15 protein-coding genes are annotated in these 14,572 nt (G+C 63.3%); all 15 read right to left on the minus strand.

The genetic code is table 11. The features are described 5' to 3' along the window. Positions 1 to 4: 4 nt before the first annotated feature. Positions 5 to 1,246 (minus strand): methionine adenosyltransferase, encoded by a 1,242-nt coding sequence (metK, locus tag ACU5AZ_RS08100; RefSeq protein WP_446825496.1) that lies wholly within the window; start codon positions 1,244 to 1,246, stop codon positions 5 to 7. Positions 1,247 to 1,418: 172 nt separating this feature from the next. Further along, the gene (locus ACU5AZ_RS08105) at positions 1,419 to 1,838 is read right to left on the minus strand and encodes a helix-turn-helix domain-containing protein (RefSeq protein ID WP_446825497.1); all 420 of its coding nucleotides are present in this window, start codon (positions 1,836 to 1,838) and stop codon (positions 1,419 to 1,421) included. A 139-nt stretch (positions 1,839 to 1,977) separates the two neighbouring features. Further along, positions 1,978 to 3,567 carry an apolipoprotein N-acyltransferase gene (gene lnt / locus ACU5AZ_RS08110; RefSeq protein WP_446825498.1) on the minus strand — a complete coding sequence of 530 codons (1,590 nt, stop codon included), beginning with the start codon at positions 3,565 to 3,567 and terminating at the stop codon, positions 1,978 to 1,980. A gap of 172 nt (positions 3,568 to 3,739) precedes the next feature. Next, entirely contained in the window at positions 3,740 to 4,909 is a 1,170-nt protein-coding gene (locus tag ACU5AZ_RS08115) for a hemolysin family protein (RefSeq protein WP_446825499.1), read from the minus strand. A gap of 12 nt (positions 4,910 to 4,921) precedes the next feature. Continuing rightward, entirely contained in the window at positions 4,922 to 5,446 is a 525-nt protein-coding gene (ybeY, locus tag ACU5AZ_RS08120; protein WP_446825500.1) for an rRNA maturation RNase YbeY, read from the minus strand. Next, positions 5,446 to 6,501: a PhoH family protein gene (locus ACU5AZ_RS08125; RefSeq protein ID WP_261931383.1), complete on the minus strand. Its 1,056-nt coding sequence runs from the start codon at positions 6,499 to 6,501 to the stop codon at positions 5,446 to 5,448. Before ACU5AZ_RS08125 ends, ybeY begins: the two co-directional genes overlap by 1 nt. A gap of 27 nt (positions 6,502 to 6,528) precedes the next feature. Then, a complete protein-coding gene (gene miaB, locus ACU5AZ_RS08130) occupies positions 6,529 to 7,932 on the minus strand; it encodes a tRNA (N6-isopentenyl adenosine(37)-C2)-methylthiotransferase MiaB (protein ID WP_446825501.1) in 1,404 nt (467 codons plus the stop codon). A 60-nt stretch (positions 7,933 to 7,992) separates the two neighbouring features. Beyond that, positions 7,993 to 8,790, minus strand: coding sequence for a lysophospholipid acyltransferase family protein (locus ACU5AZ_RS08135; protein ID WP_446825502.1), 798 nt, complete (start codon positions 8,788 to 8,790; stop codon positions 7,993 to 7,995). A 46-nt stretch (positions 8,791 to 8,836) separates the two neighbouring features. Then, on the minus strand, positions 8,837 to 9,331 hold the full coding sequence (gene rimI, locus ACU5AZ_RS08140) for a ribosomal protein S18-alanine N-acetyltransferase (RefSeq protein ID WP_446825503.1): 495 nt from the start codon (positions 9,329 to 9,331) through the stop codon (positions 8,837 to 8,839). Between the two features lie 5 nt (positions 9,332 to 9,336). Continuing rightward, positions 9,337 to 9,996, minus strand: a complete 660-nt coding sequence (tsaB, locus tag ACU5AZ_RS08145) for a tRNA (adenosine(37)-N6)-threonylcarbamoyltransferase complex dimerization subunit type 1 TsaB (RefSeq protein WP_446825504.1) — start codon at positions 9,994 to 9,996, stop codon at positions 9,337 to 9,339. 25 nt (positions 9,997 to 10,021) lie between these two features. Next, the gene (locus ACU5AZ_RS08150) at positions 10,022 to 10,582 is read right to left on the minus strand and encodes a NifU family protein (protein WP_446825505.1); all 561 of its coding nucleotides are present in this window, start codon (positions 10,580 to 10,582) and stop codon (positions 10,022 to 10,024) included. A gap of 175 nt (positions 10,583 to 10,757) precedes the next feature. Beyond that, positions 10,758 to 11,249 (minus strand): universal stress protein, encoded by a 492-nt coding sequence (locus ACU5AZ_RS08155; protein ID WP_446825506.1) that lies wholly within the window; start codon positions 11,247 to 11,249, stop codon positions 10,758 to 10,760. Between the two features lie 93 nt (positions 11,250 to 11,342). Then, positions 11,343 to 12,404, minus strand: a complete 1,062-nt coding sequence (gene trpS / locus ACU5AZ_RS08160; RefSeq protein ID WP_446825507.1) for a tryptophan--tRNA ligase — start codon at positions 12,402 to 12,404, stop codon at positions 11,343 to 11,345. Positions 12,405 to 12,568: 164 nt separating this feature from the next. Beyond that, a complete protein-coding gene (locus tag ACU5AZ_RS08165) occupies positions 12,569 to 12,961 on the minus strand; it encodes a VOC family protein (RefSeq protein ID WP_446825508.1) in 393 nt (130 codons plus the stop codon). Beyond that, entirely contained in the window at positions 12,958 to 14,559 is a 1,602-nt protein-coding gene (murJ, locus tag ACU5AZ_RS08170) for a murein biosynthesis integral membrane protein MurJ (protein ID WP_446825509.1), read from the minus strand. The genes ACU5AZ_RS08165 and murJ overlap by 4 nt, the downstream gene beginning before the upstream one ends. Between the last annotated feature and the right edge of the window lie 13 nt (positions 14,560 to 14,572).

Consider the following 14,572-nt stretch of genomic DNA (forward strand, 5'->3'; position numbering starts at 1 on the left):
TCGATCAGGCCTTGATGGCTTCCTTCAGCGGCTTGACGAGGTCGAGCCGCTCCCAGGAGAACGATCCGTCACGACCGGCCTTGCGGCCGAAGTGGCCGTAGGCCGAGGTGCGCGCATAGATCGGCTTGTTGAGGTCGAGATGCCGGCGGATGCCCGACGGCGATAGGTCGATCACCTTGCGGATGGCGTGTTCCACCTGGTCTTCCGTCACGTTCTTGCCGGTGCCGTGCAGGTCGACATAGATCGACAGCGGCTGCGCCACGCCGATGGCGTAGGACAGCTGGATCGTGCAACGCTCGGCGAGGTTCGCCGCAACGACGTTCTTGGCGAGGTAGCGCGCGACATAGGCGGCCGAGCGGTCGACCTTGGTCGTGTCCTTGCCCGAGAACGCGCCGCCGCCATGCGGTGCGGCTCCGCCATAGGTGTCGACGATGATCTTGCGGCCGGTCAGGCCGGCGTCGCCGTCCGGACCGCCGATGACAAACTTGCCGGTCGGGTTGATGTACCAGACGCAGTCGTCGGCGATCTTCAGGTCACCCAGCGCTTCGCGGATATAGGGCTCGACGACGGAGCGCACCTTCTTGGAATCCCAGGAGGCATCGAGATGCTGGGTCGACAGCACGATCGACGCTGCCTCGGCGGCCTTGCCGTCGATGTAGCGAACAGTGACCTGGCTCTTGGCGTCAGGGCCGAGCTTGGCGGCCTCGCCCTCGCCCTTCTTGCGCGCGTCGGCAAGCAGCTGGAGGATCCGGTGCGAATAATAGATCGGCGCCGGCATGAGGTCCGGGGTCTCGCGGCAGGCGTAGCCGAACATGATGCCCTGGTCGCCCGCGCCCTCGTCGCCCTGACGGTCGGAGGCGTTGTCGACGCCCTGCGCGATGTCTGCCGACTGCGAGTGCAGGAGCACGTCGATCTTGACCGTCTTCCAGTGGAAGCCGTCCTGCTCGTAGCCGATCGAGCGGATCGCCTTGCGCGCTGCGGACTTGAACTTCGACGGGTTGATCACGTCGTTGCCGTTCTTGTCCTTCTTCATCAGGCTCGGCGGCAGGCGCACCTCACCGGCGATGACCACCCGGTTGGTGGTCGCCAGCGTTTCGCAGGCGATTCGGACGCCCCAGGGATCGACGCCGGTCTTGGCGGCTTCGCGATAGACGAGATCGACGATCTCGTCCGAAATGCGGTCACAAACCTTGTCGGGATGGCCTTCGGAAACGGACTCGCTGGTAAACAGATAGTTAGCGCGCATGCGGGATTTCCCTCAGTGAATCTAGGCGCAAACTGTGTAGTCATTCCCGCGCCCGATGACAAGCGCAGAAGGACATAAATATATCTTTATATGAACGAATTATGGCCTCAGAGCACAAAAAAAGCGGCCAAATGCCGCTTTTTCTGAAGGTTCCGTATGCGACAAAGGCCGCTCACTCGCTTTCGGCTTCGGCAGCCAATGCCTTGACCAGGTCGACGAGCTTGCGGCGCACCTTGGCATCGTTGATCTTCACGAAGGCGCGGTTGAGCTGAAGTCCTTCGGACGAGGACAGGAAGTCCACCACGTAGTTGGAACTGGACGCCTCGGCCATGCCGGACGGGCCGACCGACTGATCACCGGGTGCGTCCTCGAAGAAGAAGGAGACCGGAACATTCAGAATACCGGAGATATTCTGCAGGCGGCTGGCGCCGACCCGGTTCGTGCCCTTCTCGTATTTCTGGATCTGCTGGAACGTAATGCCCAGGGCTTCACCCAGTTTTTCCTGACTCATCCCCAGCATGGTACGACGCAACCTTATGCGGCTGCCGACGTGCACATCGATCGGGTTCGGCTTTTTCTTGTTTTCTACCATAGTTTGTTCCAGTTGCCTTCATCGCTGTAGCCCGGTGCCCATCAAGTTCCCTATATGGTGATCGGCCTAAACGCGACTGTCACCACAGAGCTTATCTGGACTGCCAATTTTCGCACTATGCAATTTTAGGGGTTTTTGGTCAATTCTTGTTAGAAACAAAACTTACACGGGAAAGCGCCGCAATTGTGATTGAAAGTATCAGAAGCGCAAAAAAAGCATAATGCCGAATTTGGGCATCGGATGTTGTCACAGGACTTCTAGTTAAACTTGTATCTATAAATCCTCTTTTGCCAGACCCCAGACCGGCGACGACGCGGCCATAAGGATCGACTAGCGCCGAGATGCCGTTGTTGGCCGCGCGGATCAGAGGCATGCCCAGTTCGACCGCCCGCACCCGCGCCTGCAGGAAATGCTGGTAGGGTCCGGGCGTATCGCCGAACCATGCGTCATTGGTGACGTTGAGCAACGCGTCGGCGCCTCCTTCCGCGCCCTCCATCTCTCCCGGAAAAATGATTTCGTAGCAGACCAGCGGATAGAAGGTCATGTCGTCGGGCAGGGTCAGGAGCGTCCGGGTGCTGCCGGAGGAAAAGCCGCCCGGCATCTCCGAGACATTGGCGATGCCGTAGTCGTCGAGAACATCCTCAAAGGGCACATATTCGCCGAAAGGTACAAGGTGCACCTTGTCGGCGGCCGAGACGATCTGCCCGTTGTCGTCGATGACGTAGATGGAATTGTAGTAGCGCGGCGGCGTGCCCGGCAGCATGTCCTCGGAGCGAACCGCACCGGCGATCAGGATCTGCCCCGGCTTCAGGACGTCGGCGATCCGCGTCAGGGCGTCCGGGTTCTGGGTCAGGATGAAGGGAATGGAGGTCTCGGGCCAGACGATGATCTTCGGCTCGGGCTTGCCGTCTGCGGGCGGAGCGGCCGACAGCGCCAGATGCTCCTCGAAGATCGAGGCGCGCTCCTTGTCGTCGAGCTTCTTCGACTGGTCGATATCGGGCTGCACGAGACGAATTGCGACCGCGTCGCCCTTGGCGCCCGGCGCGCTCTCGAGCCGGTATGCGCCGTAGCCGATATGCAGCAGTCCGATCAGGCAGGCGATCACGATGCCGGTGCGCCGCGACCCCGGCGATCCGAGCAGCGCTGGCGCCGAGAAGACGAAGACGGCAAGCAGCGTCACGCCGAAAAGGCCGATCACATGGACGGACTGCATCATCACCGGGATTGGCATGGCGCCGTAACCGATCGCGTTCCACGGAAAGCCGGTCAGCAGCACGCTTCTCAGCCATTCGGCAAGGCCGAAGGCCGCGGCAAGGGCTGCGAGCCTGCCCCAGCCTTCCGACCAGAGAAGCCCGGCAGCCGCCGTCGCCAGCCCGTAATAGATCGCAAGCACCGCCGGCAGGCCGAGCACGGCGAAGGGGATCGCCCAGGCAAAGCCTTCCGCATCGACGAGCAGCGCATTGCCGAGCCACCACAGGCCGGCCACGAAATAGCCGAGGCCGAACAGCCAGCCGGTGGCAAAATCGGCGCGCAGGCGTCCCCAGACGCCGCCATATTCGCCGCCGGCATTGCCGTCCATCAGCCATGTCAGGATCGTGAAGGAGATGAACAGGGCGGCAAAGAAGCCGAAGGGCGGCAGCGCCAGGACACCGACCGCTCCCGCCAGAACGGCGACCAGCGCCCGCCGAAATCCCCACAGGAGCATGATCCTGTTCGCGAGCCCTTGCATGCCTGGTCCCCACTTCCCTGATACCGGTCCCAGCCTTTGCTGGCCAGGACCCGGTAAAGTCACCGCCGAATCACTCCGGCAGTCTTCCAAAAAAAGCAGGACTTGTCGCGCAATCCGGCCGTTCGGCGACCTTTGATCGCTGCCGATGCACGGTCGTTGGCTGCAAAGCGGCTCAGACGTCTGCCTTCGCGGTGTCGATGCCGTCGGCGGTTGCCTCCGGCTTCATCGCGACCGGCTCCGGTTCGCCCTTTACGATGCGGCGGCGGACGGCCTGGCGCTTGCGCAGGATCCGCACGCGCTTGACCCGTCGCGGGTCGGCGTCGAGGATCTGGAACTCGAAGCCGGGCAAGGCCTGCACCACCTCGCCACGGACCGGAATGCGGCCGAGCGCGGAGAAGATCAGGCCGCCGAGCGTGTCGATTTCCTCAGTATGCTGCTTGACGTCGAAATCAGGGCCCAACTCATCGGCGAGATCCTCCAGCTCGACGCGGGCATCGGCGATCATCACGTCGGCGGAGACGCGGGTGAACATCGCCTCCTCGTCGTCATGCTCGTCGTCGATGTCGCCGACCACGACCTCGACGATGTCCTCGTGCGAGACGAGGCCGTCGGTGCCGCCATATTCGTCGATCACCAGCGCCATCTGCGTGCGGTTCGCCTGCATGCGCGTCAAAAGGTCGGACGCGAGCATGGATGGCGGCACGAACAGGATCTTGCGGATGATGCCGGCTTCGACGACGGTCTTCTCGAGATCGACGCGTCCGAGATCGAAATTCGGCTTCGGCACCCGCGACGACTTTTCCGTCGCCGGCTTGTCGCCGTTCGTGGCGGCCGCCGTTGCTGCAGAGCCGTTGCGCGATCCGTTGCGCCGCTTGTTGCGCGCCTGCTTGGTCAGATAGGACAGGAGGTCGCGGATGTGGACCATGCCGCGCGGGTCGTCCAGCGTGTCGCAATAGACCGGCATGCGCGAGCGGCCGCTTTCCTCGAACAGCACGATCAGCTCGCCGATGGTGATCGACTGGTCCACGGCCTCGATGTCGGCGCGCGGGATCATGATGTCCTCGACCCGCACTTCGCGGAAGCGGAGGATGTTGTGCAGCATGGCGCGCTCTTCCGGGGAGAAATCGTCATCCCCCTCGGCATAGGTCATCAGCGCGTCGGCTAGGTTCTCTCGCAGGCCGGAGCTTTGCTGGCCCTTCAGGAAACGCGCGGCGCGCGTCCAGAACGAGGTGGGGGATTTCGCACCGGTTTCGGTCCTGTGCGGACTGCTTCCCTCTTCCGAGGAAGAAGGCTCGGTGCCTTCGCCGGCGTTAGTGCCGGTGTCTGTCGGGTAGTCGTTCATCGTTCCTTACTGTCAAACCGGGTCCTGGCCCTGATAGGGGTCAGATAGGCCTAGGACCGCCAGAATGCGAGTCTCCAGCTCTTCCATTTCTTCCGCTTCGGATGTTTCGATGTGATCGTATCCGAAAAGGTGCAAAAATCCATGAACCAACAAATGCGTCAAATGTTCGTCGAACGTCTTGTCCAGCTCGCTGGCCTCACGCTCGACGGTCTCCTTCGCGATGATGATATCACCAAGCATCGGTCCGGGCATACCCCCTGGTTCGAGGGGAAATGCGGGAAAGGACAGGACATTGGTCGCCTTGTCCTTGCCGCGCCATTCGGCATTGATGCCACGGATCATCTCGTCATCGGCGAAAACCAGCGACAGTTCAACCGGCATCTGCGGAAAAGGCTGTTCTTCCTCGCGGGCCAGAAAGCCGGCTGCGGCGGAAAGCACGCGATCGCCAAGCGCTTCAAGCTCATCCTCGGATGGCCAGTCGCCCGCTTCCACCGATATCTGGATATCGAGGTCGGGGCCGATGTCGGCCGTCGTCATCAGCGCTCCACGCTCTCGCTTTCGTCCGGCACCGCGGTCTGGCTTTCATAGGCCCGGACGATGCGGGCGACGAGCGGATGGCGCACGACGTCGACATCCTTGAAGCGGATGGTCGATACGCCCTCCACGCCCTTCAGGATCTGCAAGGCTTCGACCAGGCCCGACTTGACGCCACGCGGAAGATCGACCTGGCTTGGGTCGCCGGTAATGATCATCCGGGCGTTTTCGCCAAGACGCGTCAGGAACATCTTCATCTGCATCGAGGTGGTGTTCTGCGCCTCGTCGAGGATGACGGCGGCGTTCGCCAGCGTGCGCCCGCGCATGAAGGCGAGCGGCGCGATTTCGATGACGCCGGCGGTGATCGCCCGCTCCACCTTGTCGCCGGGCATCATGTCGTAAAGCGCGTCATACAGCGGTCGCAGGTAGGGATCGACCTTTTCCTTCATGTCGCCGGGCAGGAAGCCCAGGCGCTCGCCGGCTTCGACGGCCGGACGCGACAGGATGATGCGGTCGACCTGGCCGCGCTCGAGCAGCTGTGCGGCATGGGCGACGGCGAGATAGGTCTTGCCGGTACCGGCCGGACCGACGCCGAAGACGAGTTCGGTGCGGTCGAGCGCCCGGATGTAGGCATCCTGCGTCGGCGTGCGGGCGGCAATCGTCTTCTTGCGTGTGGAAATCTGCGCCATTGTCAGCTTGGCCTTGCGCTCCATGGTGGGCAGGCTCAGCTGGTCGTCGGCTGCCACCGCCATGCGGATCGCGCCCTCGACGTCGGAGGTTTCCACCGAAGCGCCGCTCTGCAGCCGGTCGTAGAGATAATCCAGCGCCCGGCGGGCCTGATTGGTCGCCTGAAGCTCGCCGCTGATCGACACCGAGTTGCCGCGGGCGCGCGCATCGATGTGCAGGCGCTCCTCGAGCAGCTTCAGGTTCTGGTCGAATTGTCCGAAGAGATCGCTGGCCAGCCGGTTGTTTTCGAACGTCAAGACAAAGTGGTTGGCGTCGGCCGCTGCAGTTTTGCTGGTACGCGAAGAAGTAGCTACCAATTCCTGTCCGTTCAAGCGGGTCTGGCTCCTGTAGGGTCGGCCCTAATTCTGCGCCACCGCGGCAATCAGACTGTTCGGGCCCGTTCCGGTGATTCGTACCTTAACAATGTCACCGATTTGCAAAGCTTTTGCATCAACTATTACTGACTGCAGCCAGGGCGAGCGACCGATCAACTGGCCGTCATATCGACCCGGTTTTTCCAGAAGGACGTCCACCTCGCGGCCGACGCATTCTTCCGCAAACTCGTGCTGTTGCCTGATCAGCAGCGCCTGAAGCCGCTCCAGACGCTCCGCCTTGACGGCTTCCGGCACCTGGTCCTTCAGATCCGCGCCGGGCGTTCCCGGCCTTGTCGAATATTTAAACGAGTAAGCCTGTGCGTATCTGACCTCGCCGACGATCTTCATCGTATCTTCGAAGTCGGCATCGGTCTCCCCCGGGAAACCGACAATAAAGTCCCCGGAAATGGCGATATCAGGGCGGGCTTCGCGGATTTTCCCGATCAGGCGAACATAGTCGTCCGCCGTATGGCGACGGTTCATGGCCTTCAATATACGGTCCGACCCCGACTGCACCGGCAGGTGCAGATAGGGCATCAGTGCGCGCAGATCGCGATGGGCGGCGATCAGCCGGTCGTCCATATCGCGTGGGTGGCTGGTCGTGTAGCGCAGCCGCGCAAGCCCGGGAATTTCGGCGAGCCGGTAGAGCAGATCGCCGAGCGTCATCTCGCGGCCGGCGGCATCGAGGCCGTGCCAGGCGTTGACGTTCTGGCCGAGAAGGGTGATTTCGCGCACCCCGCCATCCACAAGTTTCTGCGCTTCCTCAACGATCTGGGCGAGCGGACGCGACACTTCCGCACCGCGCGTATAGGGCACGACGCAGAATGTACAGAACTTGTCGCAACCCTCCTGCACCGTCAGGAAGGCGGTGACGCCGCGGGCACGGATGGTCGCCTTGCCGGTTGCCGGCAGGTGCTCGAACTTGTCCTCTATCGCATATTCGGTGTCGATGACGCGCTCGCCGGACTTGGCACGCTTCAGCGCTTCCGGCAGGCGGTGATAGGTCTGCGGACCGATGACGACATCGACGGCCGGCGCCCGGCGCAGGATTTCCTCGCCTTCGGCCTGGGCCACGCAGCCGGCGACGCCGATCATGAATTCGCGACCCTCGGCCTCGCGTGCCTTCTTCATGTCACGCAGGCGGCCGAGCTGCGAGTAGACCTTCTCGGCGGCCTTCTCGCGGATGTGGCAGGTGTTGATCAGCACCAGGTCGGCCTCGCCGAGATCTTCCGTCTGGTCATATCCGTCGCGGTCGAGCGCATCGCTCATTCGGCCGGAATCGTAGACATTCATCTGGCAGCCATAGGTCTTGATGAAAACCTTGCGCCGGTTCGAGCCTTCGCGAAGGGGCTCCTTCGGGGCGTCGAGAACAGTAATATCCTGGGTCATGGCCGCTATTTAGTGCTTTTCAGTCCGCGATGAAATCAAAAAATGCGGACGCCAGGGGCCTCAGTCGATGTCGCGGCCGTGCAGATGCCTCTGCAGCATGGTGCGCACACGATCCTCCAGATAGGCGGCCGCGTCCTTGCGCTTCGTTTCGGCGGTAAATGCCAAGGGCTCGCCGAAGCTGACATCGACCTCGAATGCGCCGGCGCGCAGGATGCCCACCAGATGCGGCAGCAGTTCGGCGTCGCCCACCCAGGCGGCGACCGGGCGATGATATCGGCCCATCGGCGCGCCATGATAGCCGGTGAACGCGATCGCCACCGGCTGGATGTGGACCACGCCCTCGGGTGCCGAGGCAAGCGCGGAGGTGGCCGCCCCGAACAGCGACGTCTTGAACGGCAGCACGCGGTTGCCGTCGCCGGTCGTGCCTTCCGCAAAGAGCACCATGACTTCGCCCTTGGCCATGCGCAGCGCGATCTCGCTCACCTGCTTGCCGGTGGCGCGTTTCTGCTCTCGTTCAATGAAGACGGAGTTCTGCCAACGGGCGAGCTGGCCGAAGACCGGCCAGCCCTTGACCTCCGACTTGGCGATGAAGGCGACGTCGGCAATCGATCCGAGCACGAGAATGTCGAGCCAGGAGGCATGGTTGGGAGCCAGCATGAGCGGCCGGCGGGTCTCTAGACGGCCATGGACGCGCACCCGGATGCCCAGCATCCGGCAGGCGACCCAGTGCCACCAGCGCGGAATGCGCCGCGCGATCTGCAGGTCGAATTTCAGGCCGACGAGCTGGAACGGCAAGAGGACAAGCGTCGTCACCGTGAGGACGACCGCCACGATCGCGGCACGCAACCAGACCATCAACGGCTGCTCTCCATCATCCCATGTCCTGCGACAAGATCCGCCAAGGCTAGCGGAGATCCCGCCGCATGACGAGCGCGGAGGTCTTGCCAATTTTGGGATCGGAATAATAGGCCGGGCGTTCGCCGACCTTTTCGAACCCCATCTTGCGATAGAGGGCGAGCGCGGCGGTGTTGGTGTCATCGACCTCCAGGAAAATCGCCTCGCCGCCGCGGCGGTTCGCCTCGTGCAGGGCCGCCAGCATCAGCCGCCAGCCGAGGCCGAAGCGGCCGTACTTGCTGCCAACGGCAATCGTCAGGATTTCGGCTTCACCGGCCACTTCGCGGGCGAGCACGAAGCCGGCCACCGGCTTGCCGAACACCGTATTGCGCTGGCGGGCGACGTAGCCGAAGACGTTTTCCTGCGTCAGCAGGCTTTCGAACTCGCCGTCGTTCCACGGCCGGGAAAAGCGTTCGGCATGCACCTCGGCCACCCGGCGGCAATCGGACGCATCCATTGCCAGAATTTCGAATTCCGGTTTGAAAGAGAGAAAGGAAGCCAGCATGTCGTTCATTTCCGTGCGAGAGCGAATCCGCTTTGCGGCTTGGCATCCGGGCCTCTCAGATAGAGCGGCTTCGGTCGCACCATACTGGCGCCTTCGGCTGATGCCAGCCTTGCCAGTGTCCTGATCGGGTAATGATCCACGTCCGCTTCCCTCCCCTCGCCGGCCAGCAGCGCGGCTCCGGATCCGGTGATCCTGCCTTCAAACGCCGCCGCGGTCGTTCTTGCGTCCTCCACGCTCACGACCACTGCCTCAGTCGATGCTACGCCCTGAGAGTTAAAAGCCTGCAAATAGATTTCGCCACGCTTGGCGTCGATCGCGGCCGTGACGGCATCGCCGCCGCCGGCCTCGATTTCCTTCGCAGCCAGCACCGCCAGCGTCGATACGCCGACGGCCGGCACGCCGAGCGCCAGCGCAAACCCACGGGCCGCGGCAACGCCGACGCGAATGCCGGTAAACGAGCCGGGGCCGATGGTCACGGCGATCCGATCGACATGATCGAGCGTCAGACCGGACTGGTCAACGCAAGTCTCGACAAAGGACATCAGGCGTTCGGCATGGCCGCGCCCGATCGTCTCGCTCACCTCGGCAAGAACTTCATCCGTATCGCTGTCGTAGAGCGCGGCGGAGCAATCGACCCCCGCCGTATCCAGTGCCAGGACGATCATCGCCGTCCGCCATTAGTCTTCACTGTCAGACGGCCTCGACTTCCTGCACTTCCGGCACGAAGTGACGGAGCAGGTTCTGGACGCCGTGCTTCAGCGTCGCCGTCGAGGACGGGCAACCGGAGCAGGCGCCCTTCATGTTGAGATAGACCTTGCCATCGCGGAAGCCGCGGAAGGTGATGTCACCACCATCCTGGGCAACGGCCGGACGAACGCGGGTCTCGAGCAGCTCCTTGATGGTTGCGACGATCGTTTCGTCGCCCTTCTCGAAGAACTCGCCGTCCAGATCGGCATCATCCTGCGCGGCGTTGCCGATGACCGGCGCGCCGGTCATGAAATGCTCCATGATCGCGCCGAGGATCGCCGGCTTCAGGTGCTGCCATTCCTGGTCCTGCTTGGTCACGGTGATGAAATCGTAGCCGAAGAAGACGCCGGTCACGCCCGGCACCGCGAAGATGCGCGAGGCGAGCGGCGAGGCTTCCGCTTCCGTCGCAGAGCGGAATTCCGCCGTTCCGGTTTCCAGGACCACCTTGCCGGGCAGGAACTTCAGGGTCGCCGGGTTCGGCGTGGCTTCGGTCTGAATGAACATCGTATCTCTCCGCATGCCGGAACATGCGCCGGCATTCTTTAGAATCTTTCAAAAGAAAATAGGCCGAATGTCATGCCAGTTCAAGGACGGAGTCGGCGCTTGCGCGGCTTATAGCACGAAAACATGATCGCACCATGCAGGATTTCCGGAACAGAATTCCGCGAAGGCCTGGCGATCAGCAGAGCGCGTCGATTTCCTCATCCGAGAGCGTGTCGGGCAGAACGGTGACCGGGATCGGGAAGGTGGCGCTGCGGCCGGCGATCGAGGCCACCAGCGGGCCGGGCCCTTCCTTGGCGGAGCTCGCGGCCAGGACGAGGATGGCGATGTCGCGGTCGTCCTCGATCAGCTTGTTGATCTCCTCGGTGGCGCTTCCCTCGCGGATGACGATCTCCGGCTCGATGCCGATCGTCTCGCGCACCTTCTGGGCCGCCTTGGCGACGATCGACTCGGCCTCCTCGCGCGCTTCGGCACGCATGATCTCCTCGACCCCCAACCATTGCTGGAAGTCGCCCTCCGGGATGACGAAGAGCAGGACGAGTCCACCGGTGGAGTTCTTCGCCCGGCGCCCTGCGTAATGCACGGCGCGCTCGCACTCGGGCGTATTGTCGATCACCGCCATGAATTTGCGGCGGTGACCCTCAAGCCGTGAAAGACGTTTTGATACCATGGCGCGGACTTTGCCACCGCGCCCCCCGCTTCGCAAGCCCCCTCCCCGACACGGCTGAGAAGGCCTCGAAACGGCAGGCGCAAGGCGCTCAGATCACAGGAAGCCGACGATGTCGCGGACTTCCTTCATGGTGACTTCGGCGCGGGCATTGGCGCGCTCGGCGCCGTCCTTCAGGATCGCGTCGATATGCGCCGTGTCGTCCATCAGCCGGCGCATTTCCCCGGTGATCGGCGACAACACCTCGACGGCGAGGTCGGCCAGCGCCGGCTTGAAGGCGGAGAACTGCTGGCCGCCGAAGTCGGCAAGCACGTCGGCCTTGGACTTGTCGGACAAAGCCGCGTAGATGCCGACGAGGTTGTCTGCTTCCGGGCGTCCGGCAAGGCCCGCGGTCTCGCTCGGCAGGCCGTCGGCGTCGGTCTTGGCCTTGCGGACCTTCTTGGCGATCGTGTCGGCATCGTCCATCAGGTTGATGCGCGAAAGGTCCGAGGCATCCGACTTCGACATCTTCTTGGTGCCGTCGCGCAGGCTCATGACGCGCGGCGCCGGGCCGTCGATCAGCGGCTCGACCATCGGGAAATAGGCGTGCACCGGCTCGTCGCCGACCTTGATGTCGACGCCCTTGCCGATGGCACGGATCTTTTCGGCGAAGTCGAGGTTGAACTTCTGCGCGATGTCGCGGGTCAGTTCCAGGTGCTGCTTCTGGTCGTCGCCGACCGGCACATGGGTGGCGCGGTAGAGCAGGATGTCGGCGGCCATCAGGGATGGGTATGCCAGCAACCCCAAGGATGCGTTCTCACGATCCTTGCCGGCCTTGTCCTTGAACTGGGTCATTCGGTTCATCCAGCCGATGCGGGCGACACAGTTGAAGATCCAGGCAAGCTGGGCATGGCCGGCCACGGCCGACTGGTTGAAGACGATGTGCTTCGTCGGATCGATGCCGGAGGCGATGAAGGCCGCGGCGATCGAGCGCGTCTGTCCTTTCAGATCCTCATGCACGAGCTGGGCCGTTATCGAATGCATGTCGACAACACAGTAGATGCAGTCGTTGGTTTCCTGCAGGGCGACGAACTTGCGGATGGCGCCGAGATAATTGCCGAGATGGAGATTGCCGGTGGGCTGGACGCCGGAAAAGACGAGCGGCTGGAACTGGTTCATGTACGTCCTCGAAAGAGCTGGTGGAGGGCCTCGATTATCGTCATGCCGTGACCGCAAGATGTCGCCTGCGATCGGCCCGACATGCCGTAGGACAAAGGTTCCCGTGGTTGATGCTACTGGCGCGGGCTTATGCACAGATGAAAGCCGGCAATCAAGGGGATCGCCTAACTTTCCTTCGGCTCGATCAGATCCCAGCGGTTGCCGTAGATGTCCTCGAATACCGCGACGCTGCCATAGGCCTCGTGTCGCGGCTCTTCCAGGAAGCGGACGCCACGCTCGCACAGGCGCCGGTGATCGGCGGCGAAGTCGCCGGTCTGCAGAAAGAAGCCCACCCTGCCGCCGGCCTGGTTGCCGACCGCCATGCGTTGGCGTTCGTCGACGGCTTCCGCCAGCAGCAGCGCCGCGCCGTCGGCGCCGGGCCGGATCACCACCCAGCGCTTGCCGTCCGGCAGGGCCGTGTCTTCGACGCGTTCGAAGCCCAGGACGTCGCAATAATAGGCCAGCGCTTGATCATAGTTGCGCACGACCAGCGTGATCAGCCCGAGCTGCCGCTTCATGGCTCGATGCCCTCATCCGGCGTTTGCGCGGCTGCCGGCTTGGCGCGGCCGCGCTTCAGGCTGCGGCGGATCATGCCGATATCCGCGCCGCCGATGGCGAAGACGATGACCAGATAGAGCACGAACGCGGCGGCGATCAGCGGCAAGAGGACCGCAGCCTGCTCCAGCGACGTCGCATTGGACGCGAGGCTGGCGGAGAAATAGTTCGCGCCATAGCGCGCGGCGGCGGCCATTATCACCGAGGCGATCATCATGCGGATGACCCGCGAGACGAGCGAGCGTTCAATCGTCAAATGCCCCCGCTTGCGCAGGGTATAGAACAAGAGGACGACGGTCAGCCAGCCGGCCAGCGTCTCGGCGAGCGCGATGCCGCGTTCGGCGAGGATCGGGAACAGGCTGACGGACAGTACCGTGTTGAAGACCACCGACATCATCGTGAAGCGCATCGGCGTCTTCGTATCCTCGCGGGCGAAGAAGCCTGGGGTGAGCGCCTTGTTGAGGACGAAGCCCGGCAGGCCGAAGCCGAAGAGGGTGAGGACGGCGGCAACGGTTGCCGTCGCTTCCGGCCGGAAGGCGCCGCGCTCATAGACGAGGCGGATGATGTCCGGCGCCAGCGCGAAAATGCCGGCGGCGGCGGGCAGTGTCAGGAACAGCGCGAACTCGATCGACCGGTTCTGCAGGTTGTCCGCTTCCTCCTTGTGGCCGCCCTTCAATGCCCGTGCCAGCTCCGGCAGCAGCACCACGCCGACGGCGACGCCGACCACGCCGAGCGGCAGCTGGTAGATCCGATCCGCATATTGCAGCGAGGCGATCGCGCCTTCCTTCAGCGAGGCGATCGCCTGGCCGATGATCAGGTTGATCTGCTGCACACCGCCCGTGACGGCGGCCGGAAAGGCGAGCAGCAGCAGCCGCTTCACCCCCGGCGTCAGGTGCGGACGGCGGAAGCCGATGGACATGCCGGCAAAGCGCACGCCGATATAGAGAACGAGGATCTGCAGCACGCCCGCGACCAGCACCGCCCAGGCCAGATAATAGGCGATGGTGACGGCATCGGAGTCCATCCACAGGCCATAGACCAGCGCCCCAATCATGGCGATGTTGAAGAAGATAGGCGCAATGGCGGCGGCGAAGTAGTGATGCAGGGAATTCAGCATCCCCGACAGCATCGCCGTCAGCGACATGCAGGCGAGATAGGGGAACATAATGACGGCGAGCCGCACCGTCACGTCATACTTGTCGCCGGAAAAGCCCGGCGCGATGATGGTGCGCATCAGGAGCGGCATGGCGAGCTCCATCAGCACTGTCAGGCCGAGCAGCACGGTGAAGAGCACGCCGAAGACTTCCTCGGAAAAGCGCTTGGCGCCTTCCATGCCGCCCGCCTCGATCTCCTTGGCGAAGAGCGGCACGAAGGCGGCGTTGAACGCGCCCTCGGCAAACAGGCGGCGGAACAGGTTCGGGAACTTGAAGGCGGCCATGAAGGCTTCCGCCATCGGCCCCGTACCAAGGGCCGCCGCCATCAGCATTTCGCGGCCGAAGCCCATCAGGCGGCTGCCGAGCGTGCCGCCACCGACCGTGACGAATTTCTTGACGAGGCTCATCGTGCGGCCGGGC

Source organism: Rhizobium sp. PAMB 3182 (assembly GCF_052908355.1).

Bases quoted from the DNA above. Each gene is read 5' to 3' on its own strand.
- metK (WP_446825496.1), bottom strand. From the start codon at position 1,246: ATGCGCGCTAACTATCTGTTTACCAGCGAGTCCGTTTCCGAAGGCCAT.
- ACU5AZ_RS08105 (WP_446825497.1), bottom strand. From the start codon at position 1,838: ATGGTAGAAAACAAGAAAAAGCCGAACCCGATCGATGTGCACGTCGGC.
- lnt (WP_446825498.1), bottom strand. From the start codon at position 3,567: ATGCAAGGGCTCGCGAACAGGATCATGCTCCTGTGGGGATTTCGGCGG.
- ACU5AZ_RS08115 (WP_446825499.1), bottom strand. From the start codon at position 4,909: ATGAACGACTACCCGACAGACACCGGCACTAACGCCGGCGAAGGCACC.
- ybeY (WP_446825500.1), bottom strand. From the start codon at position 5,446: ATGACGACGGCCGACATCGGCCCCGACCTCGATATCCAGATATCGGTG.
- miaB (WP_446825501.1), bottom strand. From the start codon at position 7,932: ATGACCCAGGATATTACTGTTCTCGACGCCCCGAAGGAGCCCCTTCGC.
- rimI (WP_446825503.1), bottom strand. From the start codon at position 9,331: ATGCTGGCTTCCTTTCTCTCTTTCAAACCGGAATTCGAAATTCTGGCA.
- tsaB (WP_446825504.1), bottom strand. From the start codon at position 9,996: ATGATCGTCCTGGCACTGGATACGGCGGGGGTCGATTGCTCCGCCGCG.
- ACU5AZ_RS08150 (WP_446825505.1), bottom strand. From the start codon at position 10,582: ATGTTCATTCAGACCGAAGCCACGCCGAACCCGGCGACCCTGAAGTTC.
- ACU5AZ_RS08155 (WP_446825506.1), bottom strand. From the start codon at position 11,249: ATGGTATCAAAACGTCTTTCACGGCTTGAGGGTCACCGCCGCAAATTC.
- trpS (WP_446825507.1), bottom strand. From the start codon at position 12,404: ATGAACCAGTTCCAGCCGCTCGTCTTTTCCGGCGTCCAGCCCACCGGC.
- ACU5AZ_RS08165 (WP_446825508.1), bottom strand. From the start codon at position 12,961: ATGAAGCGGCAGCTCGGGCTGATCACGCTGGTCGTGCGCAACTATGAT.
- murJ (WP_446825509.1), bottom strand. From the start codon at position 14,559: ATGAGCCTCGTCAAGAAATTCGTCACGGTCGGTGGCGGCACGCTCGGC.